Origin of the sequence: Virgibacillus sp. MSJ-26 (assembly GCF_018918075.1) — a bacterium.
Classification (GTDB): Bacteria; Bacillota; Bacilli; order Bacillales; family Amphibacillaceae; genus MSJ-26.
Window position 1 is genome coordinate 172,743 of sequence record NZ_JAHLPW010000006.1, and the last position, 22,499, is coordinate 195,241.

A 22,499-nucleotide genomic window follows, 5' to 3' on the forward strand; every position below is an offset into this window, starting at 1 on the left:
AATGAGAAAGGTACCAAAATATCCGTTATTATTAAATCTATTAAGATTATTATATAGCTTTCATCATTCCTGTCCAACCAATAAACAAAACAGACCACCGTCCCCACACCAAACAGTACATCACATAAATTGGAACATAATATAAACTATTCACTAAATTTCAATCTAATATTATCTAGTTTTGAACAAAAATGACTGCTAGCCCTTCGCTACGGAAACACGCTACACTTTCCGTGAGCGGCTAATGAGCCTCCTCGGGCAAGGCTACATAAATTCTCTTCACTGTGTCACAGTTTATGATGATATGTAATGACATGGATATGTTTATCACATGTAATATTATCAATGGAAAACCCTTGTCTTTCTATTGCGACAAGGGTTTTATTGGCCCGACATGATTTATAAAAATAAACGCTGGATATCGTTCCATGTTACGACAATCATCAGTAACATAAGCAAAGCAAATCCGACGAAATGGACCAAGCCTTCTTTTTGCGGATCAATGGGCTTACCTCTAACAGCTTCAATTCCTACAAATAGAAGACGTCCACCATCTAAAGCAGGTAATGGAACTAAATTAACTATCCCAAGATTTATACTTAACATAGCCGTCCACATCATAAAATTCATAAAACCTGTTTGTACTACTTGGTCTGTTGCATCATATATTCCTACCGGACCAGAAAGCATTTCGATAGAATATTGACCAGTAATTAACATTCCAAGATTAGTTAAGATCAATTTTGTAATGTCATATGTTTGATCGATTCCATAGGTGAATGATCTGAAAAATGATTTTTCAAAAGCAGGTGTTACCCCGACTTGTCCTATATACATATCTTCCTGTAATTCTACTTTTGCCGGAACCACTGCTAAGGATTCTGTTTTATCGCCACGTTTTACAGTAAGGTCCACTTCTTTCTCTGGGTTATTTTCAATAATGCTCGTGAATTTATCCCAAGTAGAAATTTGTTCACCATTTAATTGTACAATCTCATCGCCACTTTGAATACCTGCTTCCTCAGCAGGTGTATCTGGATGAACTTCACCAATTAGTGCATTCTTAACAGGTACCCCATGTATAAGACCTATAATACAGAAGATTAGCAAAGCTAACAAAAAGTTCATCATAGGTCCAGCGAACAGTTGCATGGCACGTTTACCAACACTTTTTGATGCAAACTGACGATCGTATGGTGCGATTTGTGTTCTAACCTCATCCATAATAAAATCGGCTTTACGATCAACGTCAAATTTTAGTTTTTCTTCATGCTCACCAACATCATAGCCTTCAATAACTAAATCATGATCCAAGTCAACATATTCTACTTCAATCACCCGGGCGTTCGGATGTTTATCCTTATTATTAACGATTATATTTTTCACTTTACCTTCATCGTTAAATTCTATTCCAATATGATGACCTGGTTTAAGCTCGATAATTTCTGGATCCTCACCCGCAACTCGGACATATCCTCCAATAGGTAGTAAACGAATTGTATAGACTGTTTCATTTTTAGTAAAGTCGAATACTTTCGGACCAAATCCAATAGCAAATTCTCGCACTAACATGCCTGCCCGTTTTGCGAATATCATATGGCCAAACTCATGAATAAACACTAGCAGACCGAACATTAAAATAAATGCTATAATTGTGTTCAAACAACGCACCTTCCTTCGAATTAGGTGTATGTGATAGTGAAAAACATCATTCATTCAGTAATTTAGTTCTATCAATACATCAAGCCGTCACTCTTTTATCAAAATCAAATATATTTGGGATTAGTAATACAGCATCATTTCATTTTAACCTGTTAATTGGTCTTCCTTCAACATATGAGCTCCAAATTATTTCAAGAAATAAATTGAATAAAATGAAGTAAAGGGAAAACGAACATAATACTGTCAAAACGATCTAATATACCTCCGTGTCCAGGCAAAATAGTACCAGAATCTTTAACTTGAAAATGTCGTTTGAAAGCTGACTCAACTAAATCCCCAATTTGGCCGAAAATGGAAGCTAAAATCGTCACTCCGATAATCGTTACAAGGGTGTAGTTGAATGGATGAACCAAATTAAAAACGATTGCAATAATAACGGCAAGAATAATGCCTCCTACAGCACCTTCAACCGTTTTATTGGGACTGATTTTAGGCCACAGTTTATGTTTACCGAATGCCTTACCGAAAAAGTATGCCCCCGTATCTGTAGCCCAGACAATGAATAAAGCATACAACATTGTTGCAAGTCCATTTATACTATGTCGTGTTTCAAGAAAATAAGAGAATCCTATTCCTACATACAGTGTTGCCAAAAGAATAAATCCTGCATCATCAAATGTAAATTTGTTTTTCTTTAAAACGGTATAGGACAATAAGATTAAAACGAAGATCATGATAATTTCCGACTTATTAAACCATGTAAAGGATTCACTAATCGATACGGGTGCCAGGATAATCCACAGCATGGCAACAGATAATAAAGTTGGAAATAAATATTTTTGAGTCTCTTTCATTCTTAATAATTCCCATAATCCAATCGATGCAATAAGGTAGACAAAAATAGAAAAAGGCCAGTCACCATAAAGTGTGAGAGGAATAAATAGGATTAATGCTAAAAACGCTGTAATAATTCGTTGCTTCATAACTTGCTCATCACCTTAAATACCTCCATAACGCCTTTTACGATTTTCATAATCTTTCAATGCTTGAATAAAGACCTCTTCTCTAAAATCAGGCCACAATACATCCGTAAACCAAAATTCCGTATAAGCCAGTTGCCATAACAGAAAATTGCTAAGGCGTCTCTCACCACTAGTTCTTATTAATAAGTCTGGATCTTCTAGATTTTTTGTATAAAGATAATTCGAAAATTCATTTTCATCAAGCTCTTCTATGTTTAATTGGTTATTCTCAATTTCCTTAGTCATTTTTTTAACAGCTTGTATAATTTCATCTCTCCCACCATAGTTTATCGCAAAGTTTAATAATAAACCATCATTATTTTTCGTTTTCTCCTTTGCGTCCTGTATTGCCTCTTTTGTTTGGGATGGCAATGTATCAAACCGTCCTATCGTCTCAACTCGAACATTTTTTTCCATTAACTCAGGTAGGTAAGTATTTAGGAATTGTTTTGGAAGCTTCATCAGGAATTGAACTTCTGGTTTGGGTCTTTTCCAATTTTCCGTGGAAAATGCAAATAAAGTTAGTATTTTTATATTGTAGTTTGAAGCTGTTCTTACCGTCTGCTGAACAACATCCACACCTTCTTTATGTCCTGCAATACGGGGTAGTCCCCTTTTTTTAGCCCATCTTCCATTACCATCCATAATTATGGCAACGTGTCGTGGAACGTTAATTATTTCCGTGTCTCCTTCGGGCTTTTTTTTACTCTTTATAAAAGGAAGTTTAAATGACATAATTGGTCCTCCAAATATTAACTGCAAACTCATTCTATCTTTAATAACTATGTATGTACAAATAATATATGCTTTCTAGTTAGTTGGATAGTAAATTTTATTATAACATTAAAAGAGATCAATGGTGTTTTTTTCACTAAAAAAGTACAAAAGCCCCCTTAAACAAGAGGGCTAAAGCATCTTATTTTTCAACTCGCGCTACTAAACTAAAGCTGATATTTAAACTTCCATAATTTCTTCTTCTTTAGTTTTAACAAGTTGATCTATTTCATCAATAAATTTATCGGTCTGTTTTTGAACATTATCTTCACCTGCACGTAATTCATCCTCTGTTAGGTCGCCATCTTTCTCTGCCTTTCTTAATAGGTCATTAGCTTCGCGGCGATTATTTCTAATTTGAACACGTGATTCTTCTGCATACTTGCCGACAACCTTCACAAGTTCTTTCCTTCTTTCTTCTGTTAAAGCAGGGATGCTAATACGGATTAAATTACCGTCATTAGAAGGAGTTAATCCAATATCTGCCTTTTGGATTGCCTTTTCAATTTCTCCAATAGCCGTTTTATCGAAAGGTGTAATAACAAGTAGGCGTGCCTCTGGCGCAGATACAGTTGCCAACTGATTTAGCGGGGTGGGTGCACCATAATATTCAACATAAATATTATCCAAAATGTTAGGATTAGCGCGACCTGTTCTTACAGTTGCCAAATTTCTAGTAAATGCTTGTGTGGCCATTGACATTTTTTCTTTCATATCATTTATAATTGAGTTCGTCATCTTACTTCCCCCTTATTGTAGTCCCGATTGGCTGGCCTTGAACAACTTTTTTAATATTGCCTTCTTCTGTAATTGAAAAGACAACCAATGGTATATTATTATCCATACATAATGAAGATGCTGTCGAATCCATAACACCGAGCCCTTCATTTAGAAGATCCATATATGACAACTGTTCATACTTACGTGCTTGCTTATTAACCATTGGATCGTCAGAGTAGACGCCGTCAACATTATTTTTCGCCATTAATATGACATCAGCTTCTATCTCTGCTGCACGTAAAGCTGCAGTTGTATCAGTTGAAAAATATGGATTTCCTGTACCTGCCGCAAATATGACAACACGTTTCTTTTCAAGATGTCTTATCGCTTTTCTTCTTATATAGGGCTCTGCCACTTGTCTCATTTCAATTGATGTTTGAACCCTGGTTGGAATGCCAATAGCTTCTAAACTATCTTGCAAAGCAAGCGAGTTCATAACGGTAGCAAGCATACCCATATAGTCTGCTGAGGCACGGTCCATCCCCATTTCGCTGCCGACTTTTCCACGCCAAATATTGCCACCACCTACAACTACAGCAACCTCTACACTTAGTTCCACAATCTCTTTAACTTGTGAGGCGATTGACTGAATGACAGATGGTTCAATTCCATAACCTTGTTTACCACTAAGAGCTTCTCCACTTAATTTAAGTACAATTCTTTGGTAACGTGCTGCTGTCATGATAACCTCCATAAAAACTATAATGTAAAAACAAGAATTGGATGTCATTATTGAGAAATAGGGAACATTAAATGTTCCCTATTTAAGTTTATATAATAACTTCTATGTTATTATTATGTTAACTTAGAATTAGTTGTTTTTCATTTGGCTCATAACTTCATCTGCGAAGTTTTCTTCACGTTTCTCCATACCTTCGCCAACCTCATAGCGAACAAACTCTTTAACTGTAGCCCCTTTTTCAGAGACAAAGTCTTTAACTGTTTGATCAGGGTTTTTAACAAAATCTTGTTCAGTTAAGCAAATCTCTTCAAAGAATTTGCCAAGGCGACCTTCAACCATTTTCTCAACAATTTTTTCAGGTTTACCTTCATTTAATGCTTGTGTTTTTAATAGTTCACGTTCATGATTCACTTCTTCTTCAGATACATCTTCTCTAGAGATATAGCGCGGGTTAACAGCAGCAACATGCATGGCTACGTCTTTCGCAGCGTCTTCTTCAGTCGTACCTTCTAGTAAAGCAAGCGCTCCAATACGTCCACCCATGTGAAGATAAGCACCGAATGCATCTTGATCAGTTTTAGTGAATATATTAAAACGACGAAGAGAAATTTTTTCACCTATTTTAGCAACAAAAGAATTAATATGCTCTTCTACTGATTCGCCCTCACCATTAAGTTTTTGTTGTAATGCTGTTTCAACATCTTCTGGTTTTTGACTTAGGAGATGGTTTCCTAGCTCAGTTAATAACTGTTTGAATTGTTCGTTTTTAGTAACAAAGTCTGTTTCACAGTTAACTTCTAAAAGAACAGCTGTATTATTATCGGTTGCAATATAAGTTGAACCTTCTGCCGCAATACGGTCAGCTTTTTTAGCAGCTGTGGCCATACCTTTTTCACGTAGATAATCTACAGCTTTTTCCATATTACCATCAGTTTCCTGTAAAGCTTTTTTACAGTCCATCATACCTACACCAGTTTTTTCGCGAAGTTCTTTTACCATTTTTGCAGTTATTTGCATTTTATTATCCTCCTTGTAAAGTGACTCATTGACGTATTTGATTAATGATCTCTCTTTAAAAAAGGTGATAAAAGGTTTATCCTCTTATCACCTACCTTTATGCTTACTCTGATTCAACTTCTTCTGCTTGTTCTGTTTCAGCTTGTTCAGTGCTCAATTCTTCATTTTCTTCCGGAGCTTCTTCTAATTCTTCTCCCTGTTTCACCTCTAAAATAGCATCAGCCATCTTAGATGTTAGAAGTTTCACAGCACGAATAGCATCGTCATTTGCAGGAATGACATAGTCAATTTCATCCGGATCACAGTTTGTATCTACAATACCGATAATTGGGATGTTTAACTTTCTTGCTTCTGCAATAGCGATACGCTCTTTACGTGGATCTACAACAAATAGGGCATCAGGAAGTTTTTTCATATCCTTAATTCCACCTAAGAACTTAACAAGACGCTCTTTTTCTTTTAATAAATCTACAACTTCTTTCTTAGGTAGTACTTCGAAAGTTCCATCTTCTTCCATACGCTCGATATCTTTTAAACGATTGATACTTTTACGGATTGTTTTGAAGTTAGTAAGTGTACCACCTAACCAACGTTGGTTAACATAGTACATTCCAGAACGGATTGCTTCGTCACGCACTGATTCTTGCGCTTGTTTTTTTGTACCTACAAAAAGAACTGTACCACCATCAGCGGCTAAGTCTTTAACATAGTTATAGGCTGTCTCCACCATTTTAACTGTTTTTTGTAAGTCGATGATATAGATGCCGTTACGTTCTGTGAAAATATATTTTTTCATCTTCGGATTCCAACGGCGTGTTTGGTGTCCAAAATGTACACCAGCTTCTAAAAGTTGCTTCATGGAAATTACTGCCATTTCTTATTCCTCCTATTGGTTTTTTTATCCTCCGCTTGCATCCTATTCGTAAAAGACCTTTCTTAAAAGAATGGCACCAATTTACAAATCAACAAGCGTGTGTTTTAAATAGCGTTTTATCTATTACACTCTATTTACACCATAAATAAATATACCATAATGAAAAATAGCTATCAAGTATTAGCGTCCTTTTTTTCATGAAATTTAATAATTAATTCTACTTCCGTTTTTCCACAATTCAATTTTCGAGCTATATCATTAGGCGTATACATCTTTTGATGAAGATGTAAAACTTCAGCTTCTAGTGAGGTCTCCATTAAATCTACTTTTTCTAAAGGAAGTTCGTCGTTTTGAACAGGATGATTGTTTAGTTCATCCTCAATTACCTCAAATTCCTTTTCTTGTGATGAAAAAGACTTATTATTGTTAAGTTCATCCATAAGCTGTTTGTTTTCTTCTTTCAATTCATCTAAGTATAATTCCAATAGTTCACTAATTTCTTCCAAGTCTGTTGAATGATTTTGCTTCAGCTTATTATGTAAGGAATAGATCATCCAAAAAGCGACAATATGTAAAAAGAAACTGAAGAATAGAATGATTGATAGCATGTTATCCCTTCTATCTACTATAGTCTATATTAGCACCTAAATATGGATGCTGCATCTCTTTTTTACTCTTTTTCTCTTCATCTTTATTGTTACTGTTTTCTTCGTCCTGTGAATTTGATTCTTCTCGTTCTTTATCTTTATTAATACCTTCTACATCTTCATGCTCATTTACTATATGTTGCTTTATTTTCTCTTCTTTTAATTGTTGTTCTGAAAGTGTCTGTTGAAATTGTTGGTTTTGTTTGGTCATTTGATCTTGAATTCTTCCCGCGTCTTGAGTTCTAGGGAGCGCAACTTGCATTTCTACCGATTTCCAACTCATAAACTTCACCTCACAGCAATATTATAAGAATTTATGAGGATATTCTTAGTTGAAAAAATTAAGGGCAAAGAAAATTTTAGGTGTTTTTTATAATGACTTCATTTTTATCAAACGTTAATTCTATATTTTTTCTTATTTCTTTAATTTCTTGTTTGTATTTACCGAAAGTTACAAATGTATTAGGATAAATTTTATTATTTACTTTTAACTTTGCTTCTTCTTCACTTCCTAGAAAAGCATTAATCATAAATAAGTCTTCCTTTACCTGTAATAAACTTTCTTCTGTCTTTTGATATGAGTTTTTTTGCCTGAGTAGGGTAATTCGATGTTTAGGATTTTCTTTTAATTGAGTATTTTGATTTAGTTTTTCTCCTAAAATCTTAAGCTTGTTTAACGTTTGTTCTAATTCTTTCTTTTTAGCAATCAATTGCTGTTCCTGTTCAAAAGTAGATTTGTCGTACCCAAATGAAATCTCTGTTTTAGTACTTAATCTGTTGCCTATGTCTTTTGCTGCAATAGATACCCCGGCAGAGGTTGATCCTCCTATAATATTGCCTTGTTTACACAATACATTTTTTTTAGCTGTGCATTCACTATGGATGATAGAGTTCTCTACGTAAAGGTTTTCTCCTGCGTAGACTATTCCCTGATTAATATAACCAACATGGATATTTTCTGAAGCCGTAATCGATCCCTTAAGTAAACCAGCTATCCCCTCGGAAATATAAACTGACCCGCCAGCAATGACGGTTGCTGCTTCAACTATACCAAAAACCTTTATATCCCCTTCTGCTTTGACTGTGAAACCTGAAGGGATATCGCCATGAATTATGACAGAGCCAATAAAGTCTAGGTTACCAGTTTTCATTGAAAGTGCTTCCTTAACTTCGAAAACGGAATGGATATTAATACGATGTTTTGTTACATTGATTTGGCCATCAGATGCTGCATAAAAAGAAGAATTGCTTTCTTTATATACTACATTTTTCCCCGCTTTTTCCGGAGCCGTTTTACCTGGACGCGCTCTTACAGTTCTCCCTCTTACATCCTGCCCATCGATACCTTCAGTTGGATGGATGATTGTAGCTAATTTTTCTCCCTTAGTGACTGAAGGTATTCGCATCACTTCCCTAAAATCTATATTTTCTTTATGAGCAACCTGGGTTTCAAGATTCAAGTTATATTCAACATAACCATCTTGTCCCTGCTCCGGATAATTTCCTTTTGCTATCATTACAGGAAAATCATCTTTAGTAAAATTGTTATTTAAAAGTAATTGAATAATTTCTTCTTTAATGCCAGTTTTGACATTAAATTCTTCTAAAAACATTTTAATTGAATTGACATCCGATTCTAATTTGTCACTGTACTGATCTGTGCAATGTAGCTCGGCATGCATATCATCATTTGCTACGCTTACATAAAAATATTTTTTTAGCTGTTCCACCCATCTCCCCCCAAATCTAGAATAATTATTTATACTATCTTTTTAAGTGTTTTTCTCAATTTAAAGATAGCAGTTTTATGAATTTGTGAAATTCTAGAAGTTGTAAGTTCCATGACGCGTCCTATTTCAGTTAATGTTAATTCTTCGTAATAAAATAAGCTTATAACCAATTGCTCGTTATCATTTAATGCTTTTAATGAATTGGCAAGCTCACTGCTTATTTCATTACTCTCTATATACTCATCCGGTGATACAGTTTTCCCATCTGGGATCGAATAACCTATCCCTTCCTGGTAATCCATCCCGTGTGTTCGTGGTTTTTCATCAATTGATAATACATTTGAAAAAATAGTATCCCGAACTGAGGATTCAACCTCTTCAACAGTCAAACCAACCTTACCCGCAATTTCTTCTGCCGTTGGGCTTCTTTGCAACTCCTGCTCTAAAATTTGAGAAACCTCTGAGACTCTCTTCGCTTTATCTCTTGTTGCTCGTGAAAGCCAGTCTTCTTTTCTTAGTCCATCAATAATAGCACCGCGAATTCTAAAAGAGGCATACGTATCGAACTTTAAATTACGCTTAATGTCAAACTTTTTTAACGCATCATATAATCCATGAAGACCGAAGCTTTTAAGATCTTCTCGATTTACTGTACTAGGAACATGGCTTGCTACACGGTCCACGTGAAAAACAACGAGATACATATAATGTTTAATAAGGTCGTTTGCTGCTTCTTCATCATTGTTCGACCACCTATCCCATAGCACATCTTCTAGAGGAGATTGTTTATGATTAGAAGTCATTCTTTACCGCTCCTCTCTCCTTAAATAAGATTCTTTTCATGAACGAATAAGTAACTTAAAAAACAGTCTCTCCAACTAATTTTAAATAGTATTCGAAAGGTAATGTAAAGCATTCGCTGTTATAAAAAACAACTATTTTAAATATCCTTTTCCCCTTTATTAATGGTCCGGATATTTAAATAACCAGTGGCGGGATTGAATTCTATTGTTCTACCACTATTCCCTCCAAGATCAGACCCTACCACAGGAATTTTATAAGTATTTAATGCTTTTTCTACAGCTTCAATATTCCTCGGTCCAATCCGCATTGTGCTTGAGTTTGCTGTGAATTGGAACATCTGTGCTCCACCCGCTAGTTTCGCTTTTAGTGAGTATTTTGACGCACCATTATTGAGAAGTAATTCAATTAAATATACAACAGCGGTATCAGCATATTTATAAATGTTTTTCTTGGGTTCCTTTGCTAAGGCAGAATCGGGCAACATAACATGGGCTAACCCAGCTATTTTATTTGGAAGGTCATAAATGACAACACCGACACATGATCCAAGACCTGATGTGCGAATCATGTTAGGTGCCTTAACAATATTCAAATCAGCGATACCAACTTTTATTACGTCACGGGTTTCAATCATAATTATTGATTCCTAGTGAATTAAATATTTTTGACAGAGATTCTGGTTCTAGCATAAAAAAGAATTGACCATTTATTCCACTCACCATATCATGATCATTTATCTTAGTATCGATGATAATGGCATAATCTGTAACTTCAGATATTTCAACAAGGCCCACTGATAAAATCGCTCCTGCCATATCACAACCAAAATAAGGAATTGATGGCTGCATATCTAAATTTAAGAAATCAGATAATGCTGTTAAATATGACCCTGTCAATATATTTCCGGCTTCTTGTAAAATGGAAATGGCTAATGGATTCACTTCCGTACCCTTAAAGTTAGTTACAGCTTGCTCAGGCATCATCTTGCTAACCAATTGCTCTGCTTCTTCCTTTGAAAGAATAAAATAAACCGTTCCAGGTGTATCTCCTTCTATATGGAACATGATTGCAACTATAAGTTCTTCTGGACCCCCAATAATGTTCATCACTTCATCAAATGCAACGACTTTTACAGATGGGACTTGCATGTCCACTTTCTTATTAATTAATTGCGACATTGAGGTTGCTGCATTACCTGCACCAATATTTCCAACTTCTTTTAAAACGTCTAATTCTAAATTTGTTAATCCGGTATGACTCATTGTATTAACCTTTCACACTTTTTAAATCGTCAACTTCATCGTTTGAAAGAACACAATTTAAATTAAGTAAGATTAATAGGCGGTTATCAAGTTTAGCGACACCATCAATATAATCCACATTTACTGCTCCGATAACATCAGGTGCCGGCTCAATCGCATCCTCCGGAATATCAATCACATCATTTGCTGCATCTACAATCAAACCAACTTCCATATCATCAAGATGAACAAGAATTATCCTTGTGGACTCATCATAAGGAATTTCTTCAATATCAAATCTTTTTCTTAAATCTATGACAGGTGTCACCACTCCTCTAAGATTGATAACCCCTTTAACAAATTCAGCCGTTTGAGGCACTCTTGTAATCGGGAGCATTCGTTCAATTCCACCAACTTGTTGTACGGAAACGGCAAATTCTTCATCTTTCAGTTGAAATACAATAACTTTTTTATCTAAAGCTGAACTACTTTTCATGTTAAAGCCTCCTTATAAATATAATTTACTATTTTATCGTAGGTTAACTAACACTCAGTGGTGGAAGTATGAAAACCCCACTGATTGAAGTTTCACTTTATTAAGACATCACTATCAACGATTAATGCTACTTGACCATCGCCAAGTATGGTAGCCCCTGAGATGGCAAAGACATTTGTTAAATAGTCACCAAGAGATTTTAAGACGATTTCTTGCTGACCTATAAATGAATCTACAACCAAACCGGCTAGTCTTTCACCTTTTTTAACAACGACAATTGACAGATACTCCACTTCAGCCTTGTCATTGTCTAAGGGAATCGAAAATAAATCTTTCAAGAAAACCAGAGGAACTATCTTACCTCTAAAATCAATGACCTGTTTATTTCGAGCAGAGAATACATCACTCTTTTTCATAATCGCTGTTTCAATGATTGAAGATAAGGGAATAGCGTACTTTTCTTTTTCTACGTCCACTAGCATCGCTGAAATAATCGATAATGTAAGTGGTAATTGAACAGTAAATATCGTTCCCTTTCCAAATTCTGATTCAATTGCTATACTTCCGCCTAATGACTCAATCGTGTTTTTCACAACATCTAAACCAACTCCCCTACCAGAGATATCTGACACTGTTTCAGCGGTGGAAAAACCGCTAGCTAAGATGAGTTCATTGACTTCTTGATCAGATAAACTTCTGACCTCCTGTTCAGTGATGAGTTCATTTTGTAGCGCTTTGTTGAGTACAGCCTCTTTATTTATGCCACCTCCATCATCCGCGATTTCTATGATGACATGATTTCCGCTATGATAAGCTTCCAGTCTAATAGTACCTTCTTCCGGTTTACCGCGCGTCTGGCGGATGTCTGGAGTTTCTACTCCGTGATCTACCGCATTTCTTAATAAATGGATGAGCGGATCGCCAATTTCATCTATAACTGTCCGATCTAACTCAGTATCTGCTCCGACAATATTTATGTTAATCTTTTTATGTAACTCCCTTGATAAACTACGAATCATATTCGGAAAACGACTAAACACTTGATCAATCGGCACCATACGCATGGTTAATATGACATTTTGCAAGTCACCTGAAATCCTAGACATGCGCTCTACAGTTTCTCGTAAATCTTGATGTTCAAATTCTTGCGATATTTGCTCCAAACGTCCTCGATCGATGACAAGCTCTTCAAACAAATTCATTAAAGTATTGAGTCGATCAATTCTTACTCTAATAGTCTTAGAAGCTGCACGATTTGTTCGTTTCACAATTTCTTTCTCTTTATTATTATCATTACGGGGCAAGAGCGAGTTGTTGCTACCTTCTTCTTTCTCATAGTTTTGGATCGAGAATGGTTGGATAGTAACTTTGTCAATCTCAGATACTGTTAAAATCATTTCTCTCATTTCGTTTTCATCCAGTTTTGATACAAAAATAACAGTAAATATTGAATCAAAATTTTCCTCCTCTAATTCATGTACAGGAGGTTCTGCTTTTATCACTTCACCCATTCTTTCAAGTACATTAAAAACCATTAAGGTTCGGGCACCTTTAAGTAAACAATCTTTATTCAAGTGAACAGTAATTTCATAATTGATAAATTCACGATTTTCGGATTCTTTTAAAATAGATAGTTCAAATTCATCTAGCTCTTTGATTGAACGTAAAGTGTTTTCTGATTTGGCTATAGTAGGAGCATTTTTCGTCAGATCGACATTTGATTCCGCTCTATTCTTACCTTCTTCAATTTCATCTAACGATTCTACAATCTTACTTATTTCCTTAGAACCATTCCCTCCACCCGAGATATCCTCTACCATCCTGTTTAAATCATCTACTGATTCAAATAACACATCCATCGTTTCAGTACTAACTTGGATTTTTTCATCACGTATCCCATCGAAAATATTTTCAAGTTTATGTGTTAAATTAGCTAAGCTTTCGTACCCCATCGTCGCAGCCATACCTTTTAACGTGTGAGCTGCTCGAAAGATTTCTTCTATAATAGACATATCAGTGGGATGATTCTCTAACTCTAGTAATTGTTGATATAAAACATCCAAATGTTCCCTACTTTCATCGATGAAAACGTCTAAATAGTCTGCGGTATCCATTTTACATCTCTCCCGGTTTACTAATAATATTTTCAATAAAAGAGCCTATTTCGTGCAAGTGTACAATTGAAGTGACATAACCGGTATTAAGGGCTGCTTTTGGCATTCCATTAATAACTGCCGATTCAGCCGATTCAGCAACAATAATCGCTTTAGGGTCTTTCTTCATTATATATTCTATCCCTTGAGAACCATCACTTCCCATGCCAGTTAACACGATTGCAATTTTATTTACCTTTTCTATATGTGCAATAGACTCAAACAAAACATTGACTGAAGGACGATGTCCATTGACATGAGGGTCCTGTGTTAAATCAATGGTATTAGACGTTCCCATAGAGCGAACCTTTAAATGTTGATTTCCTGGTGCGATATATGCCGTCCCGCTCTGAATAACTTCACCATGAACGGCTTCTTTAACCCGGATACTTGCTAGGGCATTTAATCGATTAGCTAATGACTTAGTGAATTTTTCAGGCATATGCTGGACTATCAAAATAGGGGGAACATTTACTTTTGGAATCTTAGTCAAAACACTTTGTAAAGCCTTTGGTCCACCTGTAGATGAGCCAATCGCTATGATTGTCCTTTGATGATTCAACATGTGTTTGGAAACTGGCGTAGACTTATCCAATTCTTTTGATTTCATATGTTTATGTTTTATCTCTGTGGCAGCAAGTACTTTGGTAATGAGTTCATTCTTAATCTTTTTAATATCTAAAGAAATAGAACCTGATGGCTTTGTAATAAAATCTACTGCTCCATTGGTTATCGCTTCCACAGTTTTATTAGCTCCAAGTCCTGTCACACTTGCAAGCATAATAACCGGTAAAGGATGGGTTTCCATTATTTTTTTTAAAGTTGTTATGCCATCCATCACTGGCATTTCAACATCTAAAGTAACAACATCTGGATTATATTGTTTTATTTTTTTTAAGCCCATTTCTCCGTTACGGGCCGTGTCAATAACATGTAATCGATCATCGCTTGATAAAATATCTGTAATCATTTTTCTCATAAAGGCCGAATCATCAATGACTAGGACACGCACTTTATGCATACCATTTACCTCTCTTTAATTAGTGCTTTTAATTTTTGAATAAAAGACAACGATATTTCTTGATTCGTGTCGGGGCTATGAATTGCCAAAAAATTTTTCACCATGTTTCTCATTGCTATTGTTATAGGAGCTCGTTTATTTAATAGAACAAAAGGAACTTGCTTCATCACCGCCATAGAAACAAATTTATCATCGGGTAAAATAGCAATTGTCTTAATATCCTTTTTCAAAAAGTTCCAAATAACTTGTTTGAATTTACGGCTAGCCTTTCGCCCTGAAACTTCCGTACGGCTACGGTTCATCACGACATATATCGGCATATCTGGTTGATTAGTTACAACATGCTTAATTATTCCATACCCATCTGTAATTGATGTTGGCTCAGGGGTAATCACAACAATACACTCATCTGCTGCTAGTATAAAGTGCATACTATCTTCGGTAACCCCTGCTCCGATATCAAAGATTATATAGTCATATTCGCCGACTAGTTTGTTATATTGCATGAAAAATGTTTCTCGTTTCTGCTTATCCAAATTAAAGATAGTCTTCAAACCACTACCGCCAGAGATAAAGTCAACACCTTTTGGACTAGTATTGGTAACTTCGCTTACTGGAACACCTTTTTCAAACAAATCAGCAATAGTCTTTTCAGACGAGATACCTAATAAAACATCAATATTTCCCATCCCGATATCTAAATCGATTAGTAAGACCTTTTTTCTTTGCTGTTGTAATTCAATCGCAAAGTTTAATGCTACATTAGATTTTCCTACTCCGCCTTTACCACTGATAAAACATAAAGTCTTGGCCGATTTTTGCCTTTGCTTAATGGTTAACTTTTGACGTAAATTCTCAGCTTGATCAGTCATTGAAATAGTCTCCAGTAATTAATTCCGCAATTTCTTCAGGTCTAGGTTCAGATAAATCATCAGGGACATCTTGACCGTTTGTTACATATGCGATTCCTTTATTCATTTCTGAAACTATCGATAATAAACTACCATATTGTGTTGTTTCATCCAATTTTGTAAAAATCAAGGCTTTAATAGGAAGAGATTGAAATTGTTTTTGTATATCTAGTAAATCCTTTTGCTTGGCTGTTAATGATAAAACAAGATATGTTTCGGTCTCTTCTTTTATGAGTGTCTCATCTTGAAGTTTTTTGATGTATTGGTCTTCGCGAAAGTTTCTTCCTGCTGTATCAACTAATATAAGATCATAGGAAGAATATTTATCGATTGCTTTTTGTACATCAATAGGTGTATAGGCAACTTCCACTGGAACATCCAATATTTTAGCGTAGGTTTTTAACTGCTCAATTGCTGCAATACGATATGTGTCAGTTGTGATAAAGGCAACTTGTTTGTAATCCTCCAACACGCTCTTTGCGGCTACTTTTGCTATGGTTGTCGTTTTTCCAACTCCTGTAGGTCCGACAAACTGAATGATTTTCTTATCATAGGTGACTCCTTGAAAAGGATAATGCTCTAATCTCATAGATATTTCGTCATTTACTTGCAGTTTGATATTTTCAGTAGTTGGGTCAATATTATTTTCCTCATGATAGGAGATGACGTTGGTCATGACATCTCTTGCTAAAGGTCCCATTACTTCTTGATAAATTAAATGTTCATACATGAATTGATAAGCAGCTGGAAAAGAAGTTGTTTCTTTATCTTGTGATTGCTTTTCAATTAATTTTTTCAAATAATTAATCTCATTTAGTACTGTGTGATTGGAATCTATTTCATTTGAAGAAGCTAATGTCGATAGTTTGCTTGGTTGTGATGTCTTATTAATGTTCAATTCTTTTTTCTCGGTTGCATCTTCATCTAAGCCAGCATAAACTTCAATCTTCTTCTTTTTAAAGAATCCCAGTATTCCTCCTTGTTGAATTTCCTTGGAATTTAAAATAACAGCTTCAGAGCCAAGTTCTTTTCTTATTAAATTCATAGCTTCAGGCATTGTTCCTGCGACATACTTTTTCACCTTCATGCTACATTCACCACCCCAACACTTTGAACTTGAACACTTGGTTCAAGTTCGTTATATGATAAGACAACAACCTGTGGCAAAAATCGATCCAATAATTGTTTCAAATACATGCGTATCGCTGGTGAACATAATAAGACAATCACTTCTTCCTGAAGACTCACTTTCTCTACTTCCTGATGGATTATTTTCACTATCTCTTGCTGTACGTTAGGATCTAAAGAAAGATAGTTACCATGTTCTGTTTGTTGGATGCCTTCCGCGATTAATTTCTCGACTTTTCCGGTAACCGTAATGACATTCAAAGACATATCTTGTTTAACATATTGTTCTGTGATTTGTGAGGATAGGGCCTGTCTTACATATTCCCCCAAAAGCTCTGTATCATTTGTCAGTTTAGAAAAATCAGCTAAAGTTTCAAATATAACTGGCAAATTCCGTATCGAAACATTCTCTCTTAATAATTTACTTAACACTTTCTGAATTTCTCCGACAGCCAGTGGTTCTGGTGTAACTTCTTCGACTAAAATCGGGTAATTCTCTTGTAGATGGTCAATAAGTTGTTTCGTCTCTTGTCGTCCTAAAAGTTCGTGTGCATGTTGTTTAATGACTTCAGTAATATGAGTAGATATAACGGATGGTGGATCAACTACGGTATAGCCTGACAGTTCTGCACTATCTTTGTTTTCTTCACTAATCCATTTTGCCGGTAATCCGAAAGCAGGCTCTCTTGTTTCGATACCTTCTATGTCATCATCTAAATCTGGTGTCATGGCCAAATAATGATCTAATAATAGCTCATCCTTAGCCACTTCGATTCCTTTAATTTTCAATCGGTATTCATTAGGGTTTAATTGAATATTATCCCTAATCCTGACAACAGGAATGACTACTCCAAGTTCAACAGCTAGTTGCCTTCGTATCATTACGACTCGATCAAGTAGATCGCCACCTTGTTTTGCATCGACAAGTGGAATTAAAGCATAGCCAAATTCAAACTCAATTGGATCAAGATTCAATAGATTCACGACATTCTCTGGAGATTTCATCGCTGATGCCTCAGCTTCTTCTTCGACAACTTCAGGATCAGACGTAACCGCTTCTTCGGTCTGTTGTCTCATCAATAAATAAGCACTCAGCGCTAATAATAAAGCGATAGACGTTGTTAAGAAAAAGTTAATCGGTGTTAACCCTAATAAAAATATAGTGCCTGCTGCTATGAATAATAATTTTGGATATTGCAGCAATTGGTCTGTGACATCACTCCCTAAGTTTCCGCCTTCAGATGTTGATATGCGAGTAACAACTATTCCGGTTGCAGTAGATATAAGCAACGCTGGAATTTGACTCACTAAACCATCGCCAACGGTAAGCCTCATAAATGTATTGATCGCTTCTGTAAAGGTCAAATCCATTTGAACCATACCGATAATCAAGCCGAAGATTATATTGATCAAAACAATAATGATCCCTGCAATCGCATCTCCTTTAACAAACTTACTGGCACCGTCCATAGAACCATGGAAATCGGCTTCCTTTTCCACTTTTTCTCTTCTTTCTTTAGCTTGTTGTTCACTTATAAGTCCAGCATTTAAATCGGCATCAATACTCATTTGTTTACCAGGCATTGCGTCAAGAGTAAAACGAGCTGCCACTTCTGAAACCCTTTCTGCCCCTTTAGTAATAACTAAAAATTGAATAATAACTAAAATAATAAATACTACAAAACCTACAAGCGGATTATCTCCAATAACGAAACTTCCAAAAGTATCAACCACTCCACCGGCATCTGCCTTGGAGAGTATGGATCTTGTGGTAGAAACGTTTAATCCTAACCTAAATAACGTCAAGAGTAACAGGAGAGAAGGAAAAATCGAAAATTGCAAGGATTCTTGCGTATTCATGGAAACTAAGATAACGATGAGAGCAATCGATATATTACATAAAATAAGTATGCTTAAAAGCCATCCAGGTAATGGAATGACCAGCATAATAATGATTAAAATAACAGCTAATAAAACGGATAAATCGCGGGCTTTCATAAAGAGTTCTCCCCTTATTACTTAAAAGTTATTATATGTATGACTGATTTAACGATTATTTAATCGGTATACGTAAGCAAGTATCTCAGCAATGGCTTTAAAGAAATGTTCCGGTATTAGGTCACCGATTTCAGTTTCACTATATAATGATCTAGCTAGCGGTCTGTTTTCGACTGTCACAACATCATTATTTTTGGCAATTTCTTTAATTTTCAATGCAACCTGATCGGTACCTTTAGCTACAATATATGGCGCAGTGGCTTTATCTTCATCATACTTTATAGCTATAGCATAATGTGTCGGGTTTGTAATAACGACGTCAGCTGTAGGAACCTCACTCATCATGCGTCTCATCGCCATTTGACGTTGCTTTTCTTTAATTTTTGATTTTATTAGAGGATCTCCCTCAATGTTTTTATGCTCATCTTTAATATCTTGTTTAGACATGCGCATATTTTTTTCAAAATCATAACGTTGATAAGCATAATCAAAGACAGATAAAAATAGTAAAGCGATTGTCGCCGAAATCCCCATAATGATGGTCGTCTTCCCAAAAAAGCTTAATGCTCCCTCAATATCTTTAAAAGCCATCATCATCATGTCGTCTTTAAACTTCCATATGATAGCGAATGTAACAGTAGCAATAAATACTATTTTCAATAGTGATTTTAAAAGTTCCACGAGAGCGCGAATCGAAAATATACGTTTTGCTCCTTGGATTGGATCAATTTTTTTAAGATCAAACTTTAATGGTTCGGCAGTAAACAGGAAACCCACTTGCATGAGATTAGAAGCAAGACCAGCCACGATGGCAATTAATACAATCGGTGCAAGCATCTTCGCCACTTCTATAGAAGCTCCTGAAAATATTTGATGCACGCTATTTTCTGTTAAATCCCAATGAATAAATTCAGTAAACGTTTGACGGTAGAGTGTCATCATGCTTTCTTTCATCATCCCGCCAAAAATAAATAAAATTGAGAAGGAAAACAATAAGAGAATAGCTGTATTGACGTCTTGGCTTTTTGCTACCTTTCCTTTTTTTCGTTCATCTTGTCTTTTTTTAGGGGTAGCTTTTTCAGTTTTTTCTCCTGCAAAATATTGTATATCTAGTTTTAATCGCAAGCTAAGCTCCCCCTAACAACTCCATTAAACGATGCATCGTATTGAACATCGTCGAAAATAAACTTTTAGCAAGTGTCATATAAAGACTAAGAAAAACCAATAGAACAACAAAACTCACAAAGATTTTAATAGGTAAACCAACTACAAACACATTTAACTGTGGTACAGTACGAGCAATAATTCCAAGAGCAACATCAACTAAGAATAAACAGCCGACAATCGGAATAGACATTTGAAATGCAATGATGAACATATAATTAAATGTTTCTATGATAAAATCGGCAAGTGAGTCATTTTGAAAATGGGCCCAACTATCAAGCGGAATAAATTCATAACTAAAATAAATGCCATCTATTAACAAATGATGTCCATCAACCGATAATAGAAATAACAATGCAATGATATAAAAATATTGACCAATTAAAGGACTTTGTGCCCCGGTCTGTGGATCAACAACATTTGCAATGGCAAATCCCATTTGAAAATCTATAAATCCGCCAGCAACTTGTACCGCTGCTAGAATAATATAAGCAATTAACCCAATAAAAAGTCCTACAAAGATTTCTTTCATAAGTAATAAAACATACATATCATCAACATCTATATCAACCGTTCCAATAGCACTCGTCATGACTAGCGCGAGAAAAAAGCTAAAACCAATTTTAAACGGCATCGGAATAGTACGATAAGAAAACAGTGGTGACGTCACAAAGAAAGCAGCTATACGAACAAATATAAGGAAAAATACAGGTAATATATTTAAATTAATTATTTCTAACATTGTTTAACCTACAAACTGATTTAAGTTTTGAAATAAATCCGTCGCAAATTCAACCATTTTTGACAGCATCCATGGACCAAAAAATACCAATCCGATTAAAACTGCTACAATCTTAGGAATAAATGCCAATGTCTGTTCTTGTATCTGGGTTGTTGCTTGAAAAATACTTACTAAAAGTCCTACAACAAGTGCAAGAATTAATAAAGGGCCTGCCACAAGCAAAATAGTGTAGATTCCTCTTTCTGCCAATGATAATACGAATTCACTTGTCAAGCTTTAACACCCTTTCTTTTTACCACTTCGACCTATATATTTGGTTTAAACAAACAAATAATCAAAAACCACTCAATAACGATTGGGTAATTAGATACCAACCATCTACCAAAACAAATAAAAGTATTTTAAATGGTAGGGAAATCATAACAGGAGGCAGCATCATCATTCCCATCGACATCAAAACACTGGCAACAGCCATATCAATAACTAAAAACGGGACAAAAATCATAAAGCCCATTTGAAAGGCTGTCTTAAGTTCGCTAATCGCAAAAGCTGGCACTAATGTAGTTATGGGTATATCTGCCACTGATTCTGGCCTGTCCAAGTTTGCATAATTCATAAATAGTGCAAGATCTTTTTGCCTTGTATGCTCTGCCATGAAATCCTTAAGTGGGACACTTGCCTCTTCATATGCTTCATCTAATGTTATTTCTTCATCGAATAGCGGTTTTAAAGATTGATCATAGACATTACCAAATGTAGGTGCCATAATAAAAAACGTTAAAAAGAGTGCTAATCCGATTAACACCTGATTTGGTGGCATTTGTTGAGTCGCAAGTGATGTTCTCACAAATGATAGAACAATAATTATTCTAGTGAAACTAGTCATTAATATTAAAATACTTGGAGCTAACGACAGTACCGTTAATAAGAGTAACAACTTTACAGATGTTGCTACAGTTGACGGATCAGAGCCTGAAAACATATCTACAACATCACTCATTTTTATCTTTCCTTTGTTTGTGCTGCTTAATAAGATCGCTACGCTTTTCTTTTAAACTAGCTAACTCATTTGAAAACATTTCTTTAAATGGCTGATCCGTAGGTTGGGTAGAATTTTCGTCATCCTTTTGTGTTACCTTAGAAAATTTGGAGAGTATAGTACCAAACTGAAAGTCATTCTTTTCAACCGACTGATCTAACAGTTCCTCTATTAATGATTCATCCGTAATCTCTTTTAACATATCTACGTTTTCTCCAACTCCAATAAGATATAACTTCTTACCGACCCTAATAATCTGAACGGATTTACTTGGACCAACAGAAATTCCACCTAAGTTTTGCAACGATTTTTGCTGAGATAAATTATTGCGTTTGTTTAAAAACTTCAATAAAAAATAAATAAGTGCAAGCACTAACAAAAGTGCTAATGCCATTTTAATTAAATCAAAAACCAAGGATTGATTCCCTATCTTAGCCGAGTCTGTACCGTCTTCTGTTATATTATCATCAGTTTTATTCTCGCCTGGTTCTGAACAATCTTCCTTGTTTTCAATGCAATCTTTTACATTTGATGCCTTAGCCTCTGCCTGGGTATTAAAGCTTCCTAAGAGTAAAAAAAGAATCATTATACAGCAACTTAGTTTTTTTAACACA

24 protein-coding genes are annotated in these 22,499 nt (G+C 35.3%); all 24 read right to left on the bottom strand.

The features are described from left to right. Positions 1 to 399 precede the first annotated feature (399 nt). The 24 genes from rseP to KQI49_RS07960 all read right to left on the bottom strand — a co-directional run bounded on the left by rseP (position 400) and on the right by KQI49_RS07960 (position 22,498). Positions 400 to 1,662, bottom strand: coding sequence for an RIP metalloprotease RseP (gene rseP / locus KQI49_RS07845; RefSeq protein ID WP_216487818.1), 1,263 nt, complete (start codon positions 1,660 to 1,662; stop codon positions 400 to 402). A 191-nt stretch (positions 1,663 to 1,853) separates the two neighbouring features. Beyond that, on the bottom strand, positions 1,854 to 2,645 hold the full coding sequence (locus tag KQI49_RS07850; RefSeq protein WP_216487819.1) for a phosphatidate cytidylyltransferase: 792 nt from the start codon (positions 2,643 to 2,645) through the stop codon (positions 1,854 to 1,856). 15 nt (positions 2,646 to 2,660) lie between these two features. Next, positions 2,661 to 3,419 carry an undecaprenyl pyrophosphate synthase gene (locus tag KQI49_RS07855; protein WP_216487820.1) on the bottom strand — a complete coding sequence of 253 codons (759 nt, stop codon included), beginning with the start codon at positions 3,417 to 3,419 and terminating at the stop codon, positions 2,661 to 2,663. Between the two features lie 219 nt (positions 3,420 to 3,638). Further along, positions 3,639 to 4,196, bottom strand: a complete 558-nt coding sequence (frr, locus tag KQI49_RS07860; RefSeq protein WP_216487821.1) for a ribosome recycling factor — start codon at positions 4,194 to 4,196, stop codon at positions 3,639 to 3,641. A gap of 1 nt (position 4,197) precedes the next feature. After that, entirely contained in the window at positions 4,198 to 4,920 is a 723-nt protein-coding gene (gene pyrH, locus KQI49_RS07865; protein WP_216487822.1) for a UMP kinase, read from the bottom strand. A gap of 129 nt (positions 4,921 to 5,049) precedes the next feature. After that, the gene (gene tsf, locus KQI49_RS07870) at positions 5,050 to 5,937 is read right to left on the bottom strand and encodes a translation elongation factor Ts (RefSeq protein ID WP_216487823.1); all 888 of its coding nucleotides are present in this window, start codon (positions 5,935 to 5,937) and stop codon (positions 5,050 to 5,052) included. A 103-nt stretch (positions 5,938 to 6,040) separates the two neighbouring features. After that, positions 6,041 to 6,811, bottom strand: a complete 771-nt coding sequence (gene rpsB / locus KQI49_RS07875) for a 30S ribosomal protein S2 (protein WP_216487824.1) — start codon at positions 6,809 to 6,811, stop codon at positions 6,041 to 6,043. A 173-nt stretch (positions 6,812 to 6,984) separates the two neighbouring features. Then, positions 6,985 to 7,419: a DUF6115 domain-containing protein gene (locus tag KQI49_RS07880; protein WP_216487825.1), complete on the bottom strand. Its 435-nt coding sequence runs from the start codon at positions 7,417 to 7,419 to the stop codon at positions 6,985 to 6,987. A 10-nt stretch (positions 7,420 to 7,429) separates the two neighbouring features. Next, a complete protein-coding gene (locus tag KQI49_RS07885) occupies positions 7,430 to 7,741 on the bottom strand; it encodes a hypothetical protein (RefSeq protein WP_216487826.1) in 312 nt (103 codons plus the stop codon). 76 nt (positions 7,742 to 7,817) lie between these two features. Next, positions 7,818 to 9,188: a flagellar assembly protein A gene (locus KQI49_RS07890; protein ID WP_216487827.1), complete on the bottom strand. Its 1,371-nt coding sequence runs from the start codon at positions 9,186 to 9,188 to the stop codon at positions 7,818 to 7,820. Between the two features lie 29 nt (positions 9,189 to 9,217). Continuing rightward, the gene (locus KQI49_RS07895; protein ID WP_216487828.1) at positions 9,218 to 9,991 is read right to left on the bottom strand and encodes a FliA/WhiG family RNA polymerase sigma factor; all 774 of its coding nucleotides are present in this window, start codon (positions 9,989 to 9,991) and stop codon (positions 9,218 to 9,220) included. 137 nt (positions 9,992 to 10,128) lie between these two features. Next, positions 10,129 to 10,626 (bottom strand): chemotaxis protein CheD, encoded by a 498-nt coding sequence (locus tag KQI49_RS07900; RefSeq protein ID WP_216487829.1) that lies wholly within the window; start codon positions 10,624 to 10,626, stop codon positions 10,129 to 10,131. Continuing rightward, positions 10,619 to 11,254, bottom strand: a complete 636-nt coding sequence (locus tag KQI49_RS07905; protein ID WP_216487830.1) for a chemotaxis protein CheC — start codon at positions 11,252 to 11,254, stop codon at positions 10,619 to 10,621. The genes KQI49_RS07900 and KQI49_RS07905 overlap by 8 nt, the downstream gene beginning before the upstream one ends. 4 nt (positions 11,255 to 11,258) lie before the next feature. After that, on the bottom strand, positions 11,259 to 11,729 hold the full coding sequence (locus KQI49_RS07910; RefSeq protein WP_216487831.1) for a chemotaxis protein CheW: 471 nt from the start codon (positions 11,727 to 11,729) through the stop codon (positions 11,259 to 11,261). 92 nt (positions 11,730 to 11,821) lie between these two features. After that, entirely contained in the window at positions 11,822 to 13,843 is a 2,022-nt protein-coding gene (locus tag KQI49_RS07915) for a chemotaxis protein CheA (protein ID WP_216487832.1), read from the bottom strand. A 1-nt stretch (position 13,844) separates the two neighbouring features. Beyond that, positions 13,845 to 14,903 carry a protein-glutamate methylesterase/protein-glutamine glutaminase gene (locus tag KQI49_RS07920; RefSeq protein ID WP_216487833.1) on the bottom strand — a complete coding sequence of 353 codons (1,059 nt, stop codon included), beginning with the start codon at positions 14,901 to 14,903 and terminating at the stop codon, positions 13,845 to 13,847. Between the two features lie 5 nt (positions 14,904 to 14,908). Next, entirely contained in the window at positions 14,909 to 15,775 is an 867-nt protein-coding gene (locus tag KQI49_RS07925; protein WP_216487834.1) for a MinD/ParA family protein, read from the bottom strand. Beyond that, positions 15,768 to 16,901 carry a flagellar biosynthesis GTPase FlhF gene (gene flhF, locus KQI49_RS07930; RefSeq protein WP_216487835.1) on the bottom strand — a complete coding sequence of 378 codons (1,134 nt, stop codon included), beginning with the start codon at positions 16,899 to 16,901 and terminating at the stop codon, positions 15,768 to 15,770. Before flhF ends, KQI49_RS07925 begins: the two co-directional genes overlap by 8 nt. Next, entirely contained in the window at positions 16,898 to 18,940 is a 2,043-nt protein-coding gene (flhA, locus tag KQI49_RS07935; RefSeq protein WP_216487836.1) for a flagellar biosynthesis protein FlhA, read from the bottom strand. The genes flhF and flhA overlap by 4 nt, the downstream gene beginning before the upstream one ends. A gap of 48 nt (positions 18,941 to 18,988) precedes the next feature. After that, positions 18,989 to 20,065, bottom strand: a complete 1,077-nt coding sequence (gene flhB, locus KQI49_RS07940; protein ID WP_216487837.1) for a flagellar biosynthesis protein FlhB — start codon at positions 20,063 to 20,065, stop codon at positions 18,989 to 18,991. Between the two features lies 1 nt (position 20,066). Beyond that, complete coding sequence (gene fliR / locus KQI49_RS07945; protein ID WP_216487838.1) at positions 20,067 to 20,846, bottom strand: flagellar biosynthetic protein FliR; 780 nt, start codon at positions 20,844 to 20,846, stop codon at positions 20,067 to 20,069. Positions 20,847 to 20,849: 3 nt separating this feature from the next. Then, a complete protein-coding gene (gene fliQ / locus KQI49_RS07950) occupies positions 20,850 to 21,119 on the bottom strand; it encodes a flagellar biosynthesis protein FliQ (protein ID WP_216487839.1) in 270 nt (89 codons plus the stop codon). Between the two features lie 61 nt (positions 21,120 to 21,180). Further along, positions 21,181 to 21,846 carry a flagellar type III secretion system pore protein FliP gene (fliP, locus tag KQI49_RS07955; protein ID WP_216487840.1) on the bottom strand — a complete coding sequence of 222 codons (666 nt, stop codon included), beginning with the start codon at positions 21,844 to 21,846 and terminating at the stop codon, positions 21,181 to 21,183. After that, positions 21,839 to 22,498: a flagellar biosynthetic protein FliO gene (locus tag KQI49_RS07960; protein ID WP_216487841.1), complete on the bottom strand. Its 660-nt coding sequence runs from the start codon at positions 22,496 to 22,498 to the stop codon at positions 21,839 to 21,841. The genes fliP and KQI49_RS07960 overlap by 8 nt, the downstream gene beginning before the upstream one ends. Between the last annotated feature and the right edge of the window lies 1 nt (position 22,499).